Genomic DNA, 17,381 nt, shown 5'->3' on the forward strand with positions numbered 1-17,381 from the left:
GGTGAATATTTTTCACTTGGTCTTGCAAAAGTAGCTAGCAATAGTGATTATTGTGAATATTTAAGTAACTTTGAATAAATGGATTTAATTTTGGTTATTTAGTTAAATTTGTATTTAAATATTTAATTGACGCTCGTCGTATCTGAAAACAATCTTCCGCACGCGTAAGTGCGCAAATCATATTTGGATGATGGATCTTAGATGAATAAAATACTGTCCAGGCTGCTGGCATTTGGGCTTTTGTCAGCAACAACAGCACTGGCACAAGAGTTGCCGAGTTCCCAGGTGGAAACTTACAAGGACTGGACATTGCGCTGCGTTCCGGTTGAGGGCCAGCAGACCTGCCAAATGATGCAGGAATTATCATCCAAACAATCCGGACAGCGAGTATTAGCGTTTGTGATTGATAAGCAAGCTGGTCGCGCTCCAGTGACCGGAACATTAATCTTGCCTTTTGGTCTGGAACTTGATGCTGGGATCAGTGCAAAGATTGATGAACAAGCGGCTTTTGAGAGGCTTGCCTTTTCAACGTGCCTGCCTGCTGGGTGTCTTGCTCCAGTTGAGCTGAGCGATGCGCTTACTGAGCAGCTCAAGACCGGCCAGAACCTGACATTAACGCTCAAGTCTGTCTCTTCTCAGCAGCCAGTTTCAATTGAGCTGTCTCTATCTGGTTTTTCTGCAGCTTTTGCGCGCCTGAACGCTCTATCCAATCCGTCTTAAGCTTCTCATTGCTGCCATTTGTCTGTTTGTTTTCATGATTTCTCTGCGCAAATTTGTTGCACCCTTTATTCTGTTCTTTTGTGTCGCCTCAAATATTGCCCAGGCACAGCCAGTTCCTGATCAGATTTTGAAAGATCAGGAAAACATCATCATACGCGAACAGGAACAGCGTCGGCTCGAACAAGAGCGGATACTTGGTGATCATAAGCAGGTCAGTCGGCCAAAATCTCAAAAGTTAGAACTGCTATCAGGGCAAGAGAGCGCTTGTTTTGATGTTCAAGAGATCGTGCTGCTTGGTGAACTCAAGGAACCTGTATCAGAAATCAAAAGCGAACTTGTCTCTTTTGAAGGAAGGTGCCTTGGTTCGGTTGGTTTGCAGAACGTTCTACGGCAGATCCCAAACTATTACATTGAGCGGGGCTTTGTCACCACGCGGGCTTATCTGGAACCGCAGGACATCTCAGCGGGCCGATTAGAGGTTCTGGTTGTCGAGGGTCGTGTTAGTGACGTGGTCATTTTGGAAGGTGATAAAAGACGTTCCAGAACGCGGCAAATCACGGGTAATCGCAAAGACCAGATACTCAATATTAGGGATTTTGAACAAGGGCTTGATCAGGTTAATCGCCTTGGTTCAAAAACCGCTAAGATTAGAATTGAACCGGGTGATACCATTGGCAGCAGCCGGGTCTTTATTGATGTTCAAGATAGCTACACGGTTGATGCATCTGCCCAGGTGAGTAATGAAGGCTCTAAATCAACTGGCCGCCATCAGTTATCGGGATCGGTCAGTGTTGAAGATGCATTGGGGTTTTATGAGAACCTGACAGTCACGGCTAAAACCTCGCTTGATTATCTGGATCGCTCGCTCTACTCGCGCTCAATCAATGGCTATGTGTCTGTTCCCTGGCACTATCTGACCCTGTCTATGAGTGGGTCGTTTCAGCAATATGCATCTGAGTTGACTTCAGCTGCTGGCAGCTACGCGTATAATGGCGACAGCTGGGAGGCCCGTATTGGTGCTGATTATGTTGCCTATCGCGATAAAATCAAACAGGTTTTATTCAGTACCGGTCTGACCTTAAAAGAGAGCCGTAACTTTATTACTGGCAGGTACATACCAGCTTCCAGCAAACGACTTTCCGTTCTGGACATCTCTGGTGCGCTGTCCGCTCAGGTTTTGCAAGGTGCAGGAACCGTCAAACTGTCTTTCTTAAAGGGCATTGATGCTTTTGCGGCTCATTCTGATACTATTTTCAGTGACAATGTCCCCAGAGGCCAGTTTTCCAAAGTTGAACTGGATGCCTCCTGGCGCAAGAATTGGCAAAGCACTGCTGGTCTTATGGGTTTTTCTGGCACAAGGCATTGCTCCAGCTTATGCACAAAGCCTTACACCAGATCCTGGTTCAAATGCGCCAGGCGTTCTGGAAGCTCCCAATGGCGTGCCGGTTGTCAATATCGTCAAGCCAACCAGCTCAGGCCTGTCGCATAACAAATTTCTTGACTTCAATGTGGGCCAGAATGGCCTGATTTTAAACAATTCCACGGAAATGAGCCGCTCTGAGCTCGGTGGAATTATTGAACAAAATCCAAATCTTAAAAATGGGGCTGCCTCCCTGATTTTAAATGAGGTGACATCCTCAAACAGATCCTTGCTGCAAGGACCCTCCGAGGTCCATGGGCAGGCCGCAAATTACATTCTTGTCAATCCCAATGGTATGACTTGCGATGGCTGCGGCTTTATCAATATCCCGCGAGCTACCCTTTCAACGGGGATTCCAGAAATTGAAGATGGTAGCCTGTCTTCCCTTGAGGTGGACCAGGGTTCGGTCACAATTGGGCCGGGCGGGCTGAATGGGCAAGAGACGGATTATTTTGATATTGTTGCGCGCAGTATTGAGATCAACGGCCAGATCAATGCGGGGGACTATCTGGGCTTATTCGCCGGCCGTAACAGCTATGATCCTGCAACAGGTCAGATCACAGCACGTTCTGATGATGGATCAGACAAACCTGAGTTCGGTATCGATTCATCAGCTCTGGGCGGTATGTATGCCGGCAAGATCACACTGGTCGGTACGGAAAACGGGGTGGGTGTACGGGCTCCTGACAGTGTTGTAGCTGCCAGTGGAGGGTTTTTTCTGGATGCATCTGGAAAGATCTCTTTAGGCTCTATCAATTCAGCTAAAAAGGTGCGTGTGCGCTCAGCCAAGAGTGATGTGAAGGTCCGCGATAAATCAGTTATCTACGCGGCAGGCTCTTTAGAGTTGGAAGCTGGAGAGGATATCATCATCTCCTCGCAGGCAGTGGTCGCAGCTGCTGGCAATATTGCTTTAAGCGCTGGTAATATCCTCAGCAAAGGCAAGGATATTGCAGCCGGTATTGACCGGGAGAGCAAAGCTTTAAAAGGGGTTGGCCATGTCACTCTCAGCGCTGAAAACAGACTTTCTTTGGGGGCTCAAAGTGTGCTTCGTGCTGGCAGGTCTGCAACCCTTAAGGCTGCCTCGACAAAACAATATGGCAAGATCAATGCGGAAGGCCTGGTCTCAATCACCTCTCCCGCTTATGAAGCCCTGGGCAAGAATGCGAAGTTAAGCGGCGCAGCAATTGAGATTAAAGCCAGTGACGTGTTTGTGCTTGGCAAGAGCACGCAGGGCCTTATCTCGGGCAATCACCTGACCATCAATGCCGGTAAGCTTTCGCTGCTGTCTGACGTGTTTGCAAAAGAAGCAATTACACTTGAGGCCAGTGGTGAGCTGCAAATCGGGAAAGCCTTAGAGACCGATGCAGCATTGTCGATTGATGCTGGCAAGACCACTTTCTTAAAAACCGCTGCTGTGCTTGCCAAAGCAACGCTTGATCTGGATACAGCTGGGTTGAGTGTTGCTGGCTCTTTGGAAAGTGCGGGCGATATGTCCGTGGAAGCTGGTGCGTTGACGATCAGCGCCGGTGCGCAAGTGCTGTCTGGGGGAGATTTTGTTGGAACAGTTTCCTCTGTCCGAAATGCAGGCATTTTAGCCTCTCTGGCCGATTTTACCTTAACCAGCACAGGCAATGTCATACTTCACGATGGCAGCTATCTTAAATCCTCAAAGGCAGGTCGTTTAAGGGTTGGGGGAGATTTAAGTGTTGGCGCGAAAGCTCTGGATCGCGTGGCAACGCTCTATAGTGGTCAATCTCTTGATCTGGAGATTGCAGGCAAATTGCATTTAAGTCATGAGGATGCTGGCATTGCCAGTGCTCAGGGGCTCAATCTTAAGGCTGGGCGTCTTGATGTGTCCGGGCAAATTCTGAGCAACCGCAATCTGGACCTGACCTTGATGAACGCAGGCGCGTCAAGACTTGGCATAAAAGGTAAGATCGCCAGCGATGGTGTTTTAACCCTGCACGGTCTGACAGATGGCACGCACCTGGTTAATGCCGGCGAGCTTTATGGCCGGCGCGGTGCTGATTTGCAACTGGCTGGCAAACTGACCAACACGGGCGGTTCTTCCTCCCTGCGTTCAAAAGCAAAGCTGAACGTGATGGTTGAGGACCTTCACAATGAAGGAACACTGCAGGCTCAAGATGAGCTGAAAGTGAAAGCAAAGTCCAGCTCTCTTCGTCAAGGCCGGTCCGGCCAGATGGTCAGCCTTGCCAGCTTCGTAGATATTGATGGGGCCAGCGCTGTCCGGCTGGCAGGTGTTACGCAAGCAGCCTCTTATCTTCTTGTAAATGCTGGCGGGGCGCTGACTGTTTCTGGAAGCGCGGCTGCAAAAGCTGGCAGGGCGAAAGTCCGGGCAACAGACACGCTTACTTTGACAAAAGACAGCGTGATCTCAGCCTCTGGGCTGCTGGATGTTCACGCCTCCACCATTAAGAGTGATGGAATACTCAGCGGGGCGACCACGACCGTACAAAGCCTGAATGGTAACATCTCAATTGGTGCTACTGGGGCCATTGAGGCAAAGCAAGATGATCTGACCCTGACGTCCGCGGCCGCTATTGACCATCAGGGCAAAATTATCTCTCTTGGTGAACTTGCCATAAATGCAAGTGGTGCATATACCCAGCGCGGTGACACGGCCCTAACAAAAGCCACAGCAGCTCTTGGCATCAATGCTGCAAGTCTGGCAATCTCTGGTGAAGTCACTGGTCAGGAACATGTTACCTTACGTGCGCGGGGCGGTGCGCTGAGGGTTACGACAGGCGCGAAATTATCCTCTGTCAAAGATATGAGCCTTTCTGCAGCGCAAACTCTTTATATCGGATCAGGCACTGAGCTTAAGAGCGTCAACTCGATTTTTCTTGATGCAATTTCCCTCACATCAGCCGGCCTGATGGAAGCCAATGACACAATCTTGATTACTGCGTATAAGGGCGGGTTCACGAACTCTGGCACTTTGAAAGCCAATCTGGCTGGAGACGCAGGACGCACAGGTGCATATGGATTAAAACTCTCCTTAAAGGGGGATCTGGTCAACTCAGGCACGCTGAAAAGCGACAGCTCCGTCTTTGCAGAATTTGAAGGCTATTCAGGAGCCGGGTCCCTCAACAGTCTGGCAGATATAGATATTGATGCCCAAGGTGCCATAAGTGTCGACCCCGGCGGGCAGATCCTCTCTAAAGGTAACCTGGATCTGAAGGCAGCTGGATTGAGTGTTGCTGGCTTACTGGAAAGCAGTCAGGATATGGCACTTCAGGCTGGTGCCCTGACAATTGCTGACAACGCGCAGGTGTTATCTGACGGCGACTTTACCGGAACGTTCTCCTCGGTTGATAATGCAGGCACTTTAGCCTCTCTTTCCAACTTTACCTTAACCAGTTCCGGCAGTGTCACCCTTCAGGACGGCAGCTATCTTAAATCCTCTGGTACAGGCCTCTTAAAGATTGGCAGCGATCTGGTTGTTGGGGCCAGGTCACCTGAGCATATCGCCACACTTTACGGGGCTGGCGCGCTGAGCATCACGGCTGATGGTACCGTTCACTTGAGCGATGAGACCGCCTCAATCGCCACCCCGGATACACTGGTCCTGAAAGCTGGAAGGCTTGATAATGACGGCCAGATCCTGAGCAACGGCGATCTGGACCTGACATTGACAAAAGCAGGTACGTCCAGCCTTGGTCGCAGCGGTAAAATTGCCAGCAACGATGGGACACTTACACTGCACGGCCTGAGCGCTGGCACTCATCTGGAAAATGCTGGCCAGATCTATGGCGAGCAAGATCTTGACTTACGTCTTAACGGTAAGTTGGAAAATTCAGGCGCGGCCTCTCTCATTCGCTCAAAGGCCAAACTAAATATCAACGCTGATGAGATCGTAACAGCAGGCACGCTGCAGGCTCAAGATGAGCTGATCGTGGAAGCTAAATCTGGCGCTTTTATTCAGAGCAGTTCAGGACAGATGGTCAGCCTTGCCAGCTTTGTTGACATTGATGCAGCTGACTCGCTCCAGCTGGGAGGTATTACAGAAGCGGCCTCATACCTCGCACTTGATGCAAGAAAGGATCTTACCGTTTCTGGAAGTGTGGCCTCGTTAGATGGAGGCACCGTTATACGCGCGTCCCAGGTATTCACTCAGGCACAAGGCAGTGTGATCTCAACCACTAAGCAGATGGATGTGGAGGCGGCCAGTCTGGAGGTTGGCGGAACACTGAGCGGGGCGACCACAACCGTTCAAAGCCTGAGTGGTAATATTGCAATTGGTTCAGCCGGCATCATCCAGTCAAAACAAGGCGATCTGACCCTCACCTCTGCTGGGGCTATTGACCACCAGGGCAAGATCATCTCTCTTGGTCAGCTCTCCATCAATGCAGCGCAAGCCTACACGCAGCGTGGTGATCTGGCGCAGACAAGTGCCAGAGCTGCCCTTAATATCAGCGCGGCAAGCGTGTCGATTGCTGGTGAGGTTACAGGTCTGGAAAACGTCAGCTTAAGTGCGGGCGACGGTGCGCTTAATATCCTTAAAGGAGCAGAGCTTTATTCAGCAGGAGACATGAACTTTGTCGCGGCACAAGCTCTTGATATCGCGAGCAACACAACACTCACCAGTGCTAAATCTATTTCTCTTGATGCTGCTCGTCTCGCATCATCAGGCCTGATGGAGACCAATGATACGATCTCAATTACAGCCCATGAGGGCGGGTTGACAAACTCTGGTATCGTAAAGGCCAACCTGCTCGGGAAGGACGAGCGCAGCGGTAAATATGGCTTAAAACTCTCCTTAAAGGGCGACCTGGTCAATACAGGCACACTTTATAGCGGCAGCTCTGTCTTTGCTGATTTTAACAATTACTCAGGAACCGGATCTCTCAAGAGCATCGCAGACCTGGAGCTTGAAGCAGCTGGAGCGGTGACCATTGGTGCAGGCGGGCAAGTCATCGCCAAAGGCAACCTTGATCTAGATGGAACCTCGCTGCACGTGACAGGCTTGCTGGAAAGCAGTCAGGATATGGCTCTTCAAGGTGGTGCCCTGACGATCAGTGACAACGCACGTGTGTTATCTGACGGCGACTTTACCGGAACCTTCTCCTCGGTTGATAATGCTGGTACTTTGGCATCTCTCTCTGATCTTGCCTTAACCACAACGGGGAATGTCACGCTTCAGGACGGTAGTTATTTACAGACGTTGGGCGCAGGCACACTATCGGTTGGCAAGGACCTTTCCATCGGGAAACAGGTAGCTGGGCGTATCGCAACGCTTTATGGGGCTAGCGAGCTGAGTATCACGGCTGATGCCACCGTTCACATGAGCGATGCTACAGCTTCAATCGCTACCCCGGATACACTGGTCCTTAAAGCTGGAGAGCTTGACACTAACGGCGAGATCCTAAGCAACGGTAATCTGGACCTGACATTAACCAAAGCAGGTACGTCCAGCCTGGGTGCCAGCGGGAAAATTGCCAGTAACTATGGCAAACTTACACTGCGCGGCCTGAGTGCTAGCACTCATCTGGAAAATGCTGGTCAGATTTATGGGGAGCAAGGTCTTGACCTGCGTCTTAGCGGCAAGCTGAATAACTCAGGCGCCATGTCTCTTGTTCGCTCTGATACCAATTTAAACATTATAGCCGGCGAAATCGCAAACACTGGTGTGCTGCAGGCTCAAAGTGAATTGAACGTTGAGGCTAAAACCGGTGCCTTCACGCAGGCCAGCTCCGGCCAGATGGTCAGTTTTGCCAGCTTTGTTGATATAGAAAGCACTGGGCGGGTCCAGCTGGGTGGTATCACCCAGGCAGCTACTTACCTCGCACTTGATGCAGGAGAGGATCTTATCCTCTCAGGCAGCGTGGCTACTCAAAGCGGCGATGCGATCATCAATGCATCTGGAAATCTGATCCAGAGTACGGGCAGCGTTGTTTCTGTATCTGACCTTCTGGACATGAGTGCTGCCAGCATTGAAACAAACGGGACTCTAAGCGGGGATACCACTGCACTTGAAAGCCTCAGTGGTGATCTGGCCGTTGGTTCTGCGGGTATCATTCAGTCAAAGCAAGGGGATTTGACCCTGACCTCTGCAGGTGACGTTGATCATCAGGGTAAGATCATCTCCCTTGGCGCGCTCTCTCTTGATGCAGCAGGCAGCTTCAACCAACACGGAAATCAAGCTCAGACAAAAGCACAGGAAACGCTTGACCTTAGCGCCAGTACTATGTCTTTGGGAGGAGAGCTTAAGGGTCTGCAGGGAGTGGCAATAACAGCCCGTGGTGGGGATCTGAACCTTGTTGCTGATGCTGATTTAAAGTCAGGGCGTGATTTACGTCTTTCTGCTGCCCAGGACCTGACAGTGGCAGGAGCCCTTTTCTCCGAAGGGAAAATTCTACTTGAGGCAAGTAGAAAGTTTGACGTTAAAACAGCAGGGACGATCACGTCTCTGGGAACGCTGGAACTGGACGGAAACAGTCTTTCAAATGCGGGCCTTCTTGAGGCTAACGATGCGATCACGCTAACAGCTAGTGTCGGTGGTCTTACGAACTCTGGTCGTGTGAAGGCAAATCTGGCCGGAGAAGACAGCCGTACAGGTGAGTATGGGCTCAAACTCGCGCTTCAGGGCGATCTAATCAATACGGGAAGCCTTTATAGTGGCAGTTCCCTCTTTGCAGAATTTGATGACTATTCGGGAGCCGGTTCTCTTATCAGCATTGCTGATATGAGCCTTGATGCTGATGGCGCAGTGACAGTTGCCGCTGGCGGAAAGGTTCTTTCTCAAGGGGCTCTGGACCTGGAGGCAGGTCTGCTAAGCGTGTCTGGCTCGCTGGAGAGCGCAAAAGACATGATGCTTGAGGGTGAGACACTGACCATCAGCGCAGGCGCCAAGATTGCCTCAGACCAACTTCTCTCAGCAACCCTTACCAGGGACCTGAGCGTTAAAAGCGCAGCAGAACTTTACGCAGATACAATAACACTCAATGCCAGATCCATCTTCAACACAGGCAAAATCAGTGCCGGGACCGCATTAAATCTAAGAGCAAGCAACACGCTTCAAAACGGACCGACAGCACAGATCTTGTCCAATGGCACGGTAAACCTTCAAGCCAAAACACTTAACAATGACGGCACAATCAATTCTTCAAGCAGCACAACTGTCACACTCAGGAACACCGCAGATGCGTCACTGACCAACGCTGCTTCTGCGCGATTGGAAAGCTTGGGCAAACTTACAATTTCTGGCCGGTCCGTTGTCAACAACGGCCTGTTCTCCGGCGGAACCGGATTTACCTTTACGACGAACGGCGATGTCACCATTGACAAAAATGCTGTTTGGCAAAGCAGGTCAGGCACACTCTCTCTCAACGCCGACAATATTCACAATGAAGGGGCTCTGGTCAGTGGTCAGGATTTAGAGCTGCACAGCACCAGGCTCGACAATGACGGTGGGCTCATTCTTGCCAACCGAAACCTGACCATTGAAGGCCAGAGCGTGGGCACGCGTAGCACCCAGCTTCTCAACCACAATGGTGGTGGAATTGAGTCTCTTGAGGGTGACATCACCTTGCGTACTCAAGACCTGCAAAACCTTACAAAGGTCGAGAAGACGCTTAAAACATACGAATATGCAAATAATTATATCTATCGTTCGTACCCACCCGAGTGGTTAAGGCCAAGCAGCCGTAACAACATCTATGTGAATATGGGGTATGTCGGCGGTTATACCTATGAGACGATGTGGGATCGCCAAGGCGGGACTGGTTATGTCTTCCTCCCTGACATTGTGCAAATTGAAGCGATATTAGCGGACAAGGGAGCTTCCCCAGAAGAATGGAATCCAAACTGGTGGAACGAGTATGCGCCTACAAGTCTGGCAACGTTTGATCCGACAAAAGGTCATCTGGAGCGCTGGAATGTTCTCTCTCCTGACGAAGAACACAGGGTTCCGACGGGCGGGCAGGCGATTGTCTATATCGAACAAGAAGAAATCGAGTATAAAACATCTGCTGCTAAAATTTATGCAGGGACCGGCAATATCACGATTGATGCAGGGTCAATCCTTAACGAGAATAGCCAAATAAGTGCGGCAGTCGATCTATCGATTAGCGGCGGCAGCCTTGAAAACAAGGGCGTTTCAGCATCAAGAACATATGGCGTAAAGCTCAGCTATAATTCCAGAAGAGAGCATCGGGGTTTTGGCTGGCTCGGGCAGATACCGAAATCTGACCAGAGAACGGTTGAAACCTCCACAGTTGCCGCTGCTCCCGGCATTATCCATGCAGGTGGTACGCTGAGCGGCAATCTGTCCGGCACACTGACCAATACGGCTGCAGATGATGTTGCAACCTCTAATTTAAATCTGGAAAGCTCTTCAGGCATTGAAACCGGCTCAGGCGCACAAGGCATCACGCAGCAAGGCAAACTTGGCTCGCAGACCGCTGGGTCGGTTGGCACGGAGGAGGCAGATGCCGATGAAGCTTCTGAAAACTCCGAGGGCTTCACATTTGCCATTAGCGGGGAGCAGCCAGAGACGCAAGGTGTCACAAAACAAGGTAAACTTGATGCAGATGGCCAGGTCGGGGCTGAAAAGGCAGATACCGATGGGGCTTCTGAAAACACCAACGACTATACATTTGCCAATAACGGAGAGCAGCCAGAGACGCAAGGCGTCACAAAATAAGGCAAACTTAATGCCAATGGCCAGATTGGTGCTGAGAAAGCAGATGCCGATGAGGCCTTGCAAAATTCAGGCAGTTATACTTTAGCCAATAACACGCAGATCCTGCAGACAAATGCGAGTGGTCTGACCAAAGGCGATAGCCTTGATGGCTCAACGATCAGTGCACCTACACCTTTGATACCAGGCCTGGGCTCCATTGATAATCTTGATTTTGGTGATCTTGATCTGGAAGACCCTAAGACGATCAATCCCCGTGAAAGCAACGGACAGGATTATTTGCGGGCCATTGGATTGACCTCTAACCCGCAGCTGTTTGCCCCTGCTCAGGAAGACAAAACCTATCTGATCGAAAGCCGCTTTGAGTTCATCGATCCTTCAAGCTTCTTTGGTCTGGATTATTTTGCAGATAAGCTCGACCTCGACAGTCTGGACCAATATGGCCAGTCACTGGGAGATGCTTACTTTGATACCCGGCTGGTTACCGACCAGATCCTGGCTGCAACCGGCGAACGCTGGATTTCCGGGGGCGTGAGCTCTGATGCAGATCAGGTCCGCGAGCTTATGCATAATGCAGCAGAAGCTGCAGAAGATCTGGATCTTGGCTATGGAATTTCTTTAAGCGCAGATCAGGTCGCGCAGTTGACACAAGACATTGTCTGGTACGAGAAAACAGTTGTCGCGGGTCATGAAGTTCTTGTTCCCCGCCTTTACCTGGCGGATGCGAAGAACCGGCGCAATACCGATGGTGCGATTATTGTTGCTGGTAGCGTCAATCTTAGCGCGGGCGAGGTCATCAACACACGCGGGAAAATCTCAGGCAAAAAAGACGTCCTGATCGCCGCCCAGGGCACACTGACCAACAGTTCCGGCAGTATTTCCGGTGAAACAGTTGAATTGGCCGCCAATGAGATCGTGGTTGAGACACTCATCACAACCACCGACAATGGTCAGGACCGTGTTGGCACCATCGTGCGGGAAATCGGCTCTGTCTCGGCGGAAAACTCTTTGATCCTGAAGAGCACCGGCGACACGCTGATCGCTGGCGGGGATCTGTCCAGTGGCGGGACATTGGAAGTGGGGACCGGTGGCAATCTCAAAGTCACAGGTGTTGAAGCCAGGTCTCATTTCGATTCTGACACAAGGGGCAACGGTGTTCACAGTATCCGCGTTGAGGATAAAACCCGATACGTGACCTCTTCCATTCAAGTGGCCGATGATCTGAAGCTGAAGTCAGAAAAAGACATCACGCTTGAAGGCGCTTTGATTGCCAGTGATGGCACTGCCTCCATAGAGGCTAATGGTGATGTCACCATCTCCGCGCTGGAAGAAAGCACGTATAGTTTCAGCAACTCAAAACATAAGGGTTTTCTATCCGGCAAAACCCGTCGCCGGGAGACGTCCAGCACCGAACAGGTGGGAACGGTGGTCGCAACTGTCGATGATCTGGACATCAAATCAAACAGTGGTTCAGTCGACATCACTGCTTCTGCGATTTCCAGTGAAGCAGATGTCACTTTGGAAGCAGCCAAAGACGTCAATCTGAACACGGCAGAAAACACGTTCCAGGAAGATGTGCTGAAGAAAAGCCATGGCTTCTTTGCAGAGGTTGGCGGGGGAAGCGCAACAGTTGGCTACAAATCACAAAAGCACAAGTTCAACACAGATGTGACTACCAACGTGGTGTCCTCTGTCTCCGGTGAGAACATCAGTATCAAGGCTGGTGAGGATGTGAATTCCACAGCTGCGGTCCTTAATGCTGACAATGACCTGAGTATCACCGCAGGCCGCGATATCGATCTTAAGGCTGTCAATGATAATTATGAGCACTCCGAGAGTCACCGGGTTGATACAGTTGCTCTGAGTATCAGTGTTTTTGAAAACGTCTCTGGTGCAGTGAAAACACTGGTGGAGACCCCAAAGGCTGCAACAGCAGGCAAGGGCAATGTCGGATATCAGGCGATAACCGCTGTCTCTGCCGGACTGAAAGCAGCCGAAGCTGCAAACACGCTCGTCGATATAGCGCAAAATGGCGGTACGGTTGCCGGGATCACCAATAGCCTGACTGTTTCCAGTGAAAAGAGCAGATCACACGAGGAAAGCTCTGCTGCGAAAGTCTCTGTGCTCAATGCTGGCAATGATCTGACACTGATAGCTGGCGAGGACATCACCAGTAAAGGCGCTCAAATTGATGTGGGCGGGGATGCGACTCTGGATGCGGGCGGTGAGATCACCCTTGAGGCTGCCGACAACACCATGGCAAGTTCTGGCAAGAACTCGTCTAAGTCCGCAGGGATCTCGGTCACAGCTGGGGTCAGCCGGACAGGCGACATATCTGTCAGCGCCGGGGTCAATGCCAGCATTCAAAACGGCAAACACGAAAGCGAGCAGACTTATAAAACCAACAGCAAACTGAATGTTGCAGGCAATCTGGACCTGACATCTGGCGCAGACACCACGCTCAAAGGCGCGCAAGTCACGGCCAAGACAGCTGATCTGGATGTGGGCGGCGATCTGAACATTGAGAGCATTCAGGATACAGGCAGCAACTCATCAAGCTCTGCAGGTGCTTCCGGTGGGATTTCCTACAACTTCATGTCAGGTAGTCTCTCCGGGAACCTCAGTGTCAACGGCAGCAAGGGCGAAGGCTCCAGAGCCTGGGTCACCGAGCAGACCGGTATTGTCACGGAAGAAACCCTTGAGATTGATGTGGCTGGCAACACGGATCTCACAGGCGGTCTGATTGCGTCAGATACGGACGACCTGTCTCTTTCCACCGGCACGCTCACCTTCAGTGATATTGATGATCACGACAAGCAGTCCAACATTGGCGGCTCAGTTGGCGTCAACTTCACGGTGCCGGGGGCGAAGGATACGGATAAGAAGCCGGATACGGGGCCTGATGATCAACCTGACAACACTTCAGATCAGACCGACAGCCAGGAAACTGAAGCTGAGACATCCTACGGCGGCCAGTTTGAAGGCAGCTATGCCAACCGCGACAAACGCCAGATCACGCGCGCCACGGTCGGCGAAGGTGAGATCATCATCCGTGATGAGGACAAGCAGCAGGAGCTCGAGGAGAACGGCGAGACGGAGAGTGTCGATGAACTCAACCGCGATGTCGACTTAGCGCAGGAAGTCACCAAGGACGAGGAAAACTACGTCGGTGTCTATGTATCAGATACGGCAATTGAGGCAGTACAAACCGTCGTTCGAAAGGCCACTGAACCTGGTGGATTCATCGATAAATATCTTCTGGGCAAAGAGCTGACTGAAGATGAAAAGCAGAAAGCAAAACAAGGTGTTGATGCCCTTGTCGCTGGAGGACAACTGGGAGGTTGTACAACAACCCAAAGCTTCAGCATCTTTAATCTCTTTATCAGTACCGCCCATGCGGCAGAACTAACCAAGTGCTTTATTGTTCAAGCCGACGGAAGTCGGTTAGAGTTGGGCATAAAAACCTACGAAGAATGCCAGGACGCAATCTATGCTTATCTGAACCAGCTTCCTACCAATCAGAAGATTGAGTTGCTCAAAGCAACCGGTTTTGCCGGGGGTATTGGAAGTCGGTCTGGCGAAGCCGTTGAAAACTTCATGGTCATGTGGCTTCTTGACGCCGCAGAGCAACTCGATGGAAAACCAAGAGGCGAACTCTTTAACGCATACTCGCAGGGTCTCGCTGATGGCACTGAACTCCGCGAGCATATGACAACAGAGCGCTGGCAAATCTGGGCTAATCCAAACACGACCGTCGAACAGAAAATTGTAGCACTAGAGGATACAGGTCTTGAACTCGGAACTGTCATCGCTATGGCGATGTTGGGTGGCGTGAGAGTTCAGAGCAATGCTACTAGTAGGAAACTGTCTACGACGGAAAAGCACGGGATTTTGCGAGAAGCATCCCAGTTAGAAAAAGGAAACCTAACTCTTAAAGGCACTGCAACACGAACTGAAGCCGACGAACTTGGTAAGGCATGGGTAGGACCAAATTATCGAATTGCAAGCGACGGGAAAACTCTTGTTAGTGCTGACGGCACCAAAACGTATCGCCCACCAACTCCAAAACCTAATAACCCATATAGTCAAACAGGCATCCAAATTAATCTCGAGAAACGAGAACTCATTAACGGCAAGTGGACAATAACTTCGAATGCTCACTTGGACGTTGCGAATTAAGGATTCAAGTATGCAAGCAGAACTAAAGCAGCTAACCTCATTAGATATTGATCCAAAAACATACTGGCCTGATGTCGAGGACTCTTTTAGTTTTACACTCGATGCACATATTGGCCCAAAGGGAGAAGCAACTAGCGAGTTATTTCAATTCCATGTTTGCACTCCCAAGTGGGCTGTTTCCAATATGGTGAACAAGACTTTTGGAGACTTTGGTTTTTTTGGTATTTATATGATTTTGGTTGAAGAGTATGACTTTGAGCGAATTCAGACCAAAATCAGCCAATTATGCAGTGAGATAAATGGTGAAAGTTGGTCCGATGTTGCTATCCAACTTAGCCGTTATGCGATGTGGGAATATGCCAACTATCAGCAGACATAAAACTTAATCCCCTTACTTTCATATTCTGAGAGGCGTTGTTGCAGAAGTCCCTACTGGGGATTGCCAACTTATTTTAAGTGAGTTGCAAAAGCCCAATTTGAGAAGATTTCATGCAGCCATTTCAGCGGTATAGTCTGCCCAAAGGGCAAAGGCATCGGGTCTTGCGTGACGGTAGGAATGAGAGGAGAGTTTGTAGCGGCGAGGGGAGTATGAAGCGGCAACCAAGCTGGTTCAAAACCAGCGAGCTTATGGAATATCTGATGTTGAACACACCGTCAACGTTGCTAGGGTGTAGGAGTTCAGGACACAGCTAAATGGAATGGGTATCGTGATTGACTGTTATTGGAGTTGTAACACACGTGAATAGGCTTGGTAGCCAGTTGATAGTCGCTATTTTGCTCGATGGACCAGCAAATCTTAAGCTAGGTATTGGGCAAGAACTTACGTTTCAGCATGCATACAAGGTCACTATAAAAGGTTGGAATATGTGGCCGGACAACTCGACCATAGATGTGATCCTTGACGGTGATTGCATAGAGGTAGCTGTAAACGACAAAGTCAGCCTAGTCCCTTAAGGAAGAAGCTAACAATGCTGTCTAATTTTGATCAGAACAAAGAAAAGAAAGTTCAAGTTGAACTGTCAGAAACGGAGTTGAGATATTTAGTTGGGGCAAGTTTAGGCTTACTTCAGAACATTCCTGCAAATTCTTTGTCAACTTATGTCAATTTAAATGTAGACGAAATAGTTGAATTTTCAGCTAAAATCAGATCAATAATGGATGAGAATGATATTTCAATGTGAGTTCAACCGAGGTGTCTGAAAGCGAAACATACAATTCTTGCTGACACAATAGATGCTCCGCAAGATCGGGTAGTTGGCGATCTTCTTATCAAAAAAGCCAGATGGTAGAACGTATCCGTTCGGTGATGAAAAATTTGGATGCTAGCGGTGAATAAAATGGTTAAATATCAATGCCCTGTATGTGGATTCCCAGAATTGAGAGAAGCTCCATACTCGGATGGTTACGGCTCATTTGAAATATGTCAATGCTGTGGATTTCAGTTCGGTGTTTCGGACAATGATTGCAATGTTACATTCGACGAATGGAAGCGTGTCTGGGTTGCCCGTGGGATGCCTTGGGAAAGTAGTGATTATCTAAAACCAGCCGGTTGGAATCCCAAAGAACAACTGAAAATTGCGGGTTTGTGGGATTTTGAAACTTAACACGTAAGCAGTGGGGAGTAAGTTTCAAAAGGCCCTACTTATATCAGCAATTATTCTAGGTGGAGCGGTGGCAGTTCAGGCCGTTCCAGCTACATTGTCCTGTTTCAAGACACCTGCTTGCTTGACAGAAGTAACCGTTGCATTGGCAGAAGGCGCTGCAGGTGATGCACTGGGTGGATCAACTTTAATGACCACTGGTGTAGTCGTTGCAGTAAAATCAGCTGATAAGCTGAGGGCTATCGACGGCTTGTTAGATGACATTGCTAATGGCGTAGTTATAAGCAAAGGTGGGGGTACAATTGAATCTGTTAATGGCCAAACTAGATATAGCAACGCGCTATTCAATACAGAAATTCGAGATACACAACTTGCAACTACGGAACTAGTTGGAAATGTAAGAAAAAGGGGCGCTGTTGCACAATTCGAAATTAGCTTGCAGCCTGCCCAATCGCATGCATCTGATCATGCAGAAACCTTCTCGAACGTGGCGCGTCCGAAGGCCGTCATTGTGTTGAGAACGGCGAGGCCAAGTTTCACCTCGATACCTTCAAAACGGTCTGCTAATTCTTGCCTCACAGGCGTCCCATCATAAGCACCATCACCAAGGAACGTGGCAACCGTGATCAGCCCCACTTGAGTGGTCCGGTTTGAAAGTTAGTGCATGACTGGCCTTTGGTCTACTGGAATGATTACTTCAGGAGCCGGTGGGCGGAAGTTCAGCGCACTATGGGGGCGTTTGGTATTGTAGTGTATCCTCCACCTTTCGATGATTATTTGGGCTTCACGCAACGAGTAA

Annotated in this window: 9 protein-coding genes and 1 pseudogene; 7 read left to right on the top strand and 3 right to left on the bottom strand. The window is 49.9% G+C overall.

Annotated features, from left to right (window positions below; all coding sequences use genetic code 11):
- The first annotated feature begins 201 nt into the window (after window positions 1-201).
- From PsAD37_RS23400 to PsAD37_RS23420, 5 genes are read left to right on the top strand one after another with little or no spacing between them, the layout of a single operon-like run.
- On the top strand, window positions 202-720 hold the full coding sequence (locus tag PsAD37_RS23400) for an invasion associated locus B family protein (RefSeq protein ID WP_063298137.1): 519 nt from the start codon (window positions 202-204) through the stop codon (window positions 718-720).
- A gap of 34 nt (window positions 721-754) precedes the next feature.
- On the top strand, window positions 755-2,209 hold the full coding sequence (locus tag PsAD37_RS23405) for a ShlB/FhaC/HecB family hemolysin secretion/activation protein (RefSeq protein ID WP_063298138.1): 1,455 nt from the start codon (window positions 755-757) through the stop codon (window positions 2,207-2,209).
- Window positions 2,160-10,805, top strand: a complete 8,646-nt coding sequence (locus tag PsAD37_RS23410) for a filamentous hemagglutinin N-terminal domain-containing protein (protein ID WP_063298139.1) — start codon at window positions 2,160-2,162, stop codon at window positions 10,803-10,805. The genes PsAD37_RS23405 and PsAD37_RS23410 overlap by 50 nt, the downstream gene beginning before the upstream one ends.
- Before the next feature lie 57 nt (window positions 10,806-10,862).
- A complete protein-coding gene (locus tag PsAD37_RS23415) occupies window positions 10,863-14,981 on the top strand; it encodes a hemagglutinin repeat-containing protein (protein ID WP_063298140.1) in 4,119 nt (1,372 codons plus the stop codon).
- 10 nt (window positions 14,982-14,991) lie between these two features.
- A complete protein-coding gene (locus tag PsAD37_RS23420) occupies window positions 14,992-15,360 on the top strand; it encodes an Imm8 family immunity protein (RefSeq protein ID WP_063298141.1) in 369 nt (122 codons plus the stop codon).
- Window positions 15,361-15,468: 108 nt separating this feature from the next.
- Here PsAD37_RS23420 and PsAD37_RS29305 read toward each other — a convergent pair.
- Window positions 15,469-15,570: pseudogene (locus tag PsAD37_RS29305) on the bottom strand (IS6 family transposase); the annotation flags it as partial.
- Between the two features lie 379 nt (window positions 15,571-15,949).
- Between PsAD37_RS29305 and PsAD37_RS23430 the strand changes: the two are divergent.
- Window positions 15,950-16,162: a hypothetical protein gene (locus PsAD37_RS23430; protein ID WP_063298143.1), complete on the top strand. Its 213-nt coding sequence runs from the start codon at window positions 15,950-15,952 to the stop codon at window positions 16,160-16,162.
- Between the two features lie 156 nt (window positions 16,163-16,318).
- The gene (locus tag PsAD37_RS23435; protein ID WP_153039850.1) at window positions 16,319-16,585 is read left to right on the top strand and encodes a hypothetical protein; all 267 of its coding nucleotides are present in this window, start codon (window positions 16,319-16,321) and stop codon (window positions 16,583-16,585) included.
- A 462-nt stretch (window positions 16,586-17,047) separates the two neighbouring features.
- Here the strand turns inward: PsAD37_RS23435 and PsAD37_RS28480 are convergent, their stop codons facing one another.
- Both PsAD37_RS28480 and PsAD37_RS27930 read right to left on the bottom strand, forming a co-directional pair.
- The gene (locus tag PsAD37_RS28480) at window positions 17,048-17,218 is read right to left on the bottom strand and encodes a hypothetical protein (RefSeq protein WP_193778327.1); all 171 of its coding nucleotides are present in this window, start codon (window positions 17,216-17,218) and stop codon (window positions 17,048-17,050) included.
- Window positions 17,219-17,239: 21 nt separating this feature from the next.
- Window positions 17,240-17,381 (bottom strand): integrase core domain-containing protein (locus PsAD37_RS27930; RefSeq protein WP_153039653.1); only part of this gene is annotated, 142 nt, incomplete at its 5' end.

Origin of the sequence: Pseudovibrio sp. Ad37 (assembly GCF_001623075.1) — a bacterium.
In the GTDB taxonomy this organism is placed as follows: domain Bacteria; phylum Pseudomonadota; class Alphaproteobacteria; order Rhizobiales; family Stappiaceae; genus Pseudovibrio.

Bases quoted from the DNA above. Each gene is read 5' to 3' on its own strand.
- PsAD37_RS23400 (WP_063298137.1), top strand. From the start codon at position 202: ATGAATAAAATACTGTCCAGGCTGCTGGCATTTGGGCTTTTGTCAGCA.
- PsAD37_RS23435 (WP_153039850.1), top strand. From the start codon at position 16,319: ATGGTTAAATATCAATGCCCTGTATGTGGATTCCCAGAATTGAGAGAA.
- PsAD37_RS23405 (WP_063298138.1), top strand. From the start codon at position 755: ATGATTTCTCTGCGCAAATTTGTTGCACCCTTTATTCTGTTCTTTTGT.
- PsAD37_RS23430 (WP_063298143.1), top strand. From the start codon at position 15,950: ATGCTGTCTAATTTTGATCAGAACAAAGAAAAGAAAGTTCAAGTTGAA.
- PsAD37_RS23420 (WP_063298141.1), top strand. From the start codon at position 14,992: ATGCAAGCAGAACTAAAGCAGCTAACCTCATTAGATATTGATCCAAAA.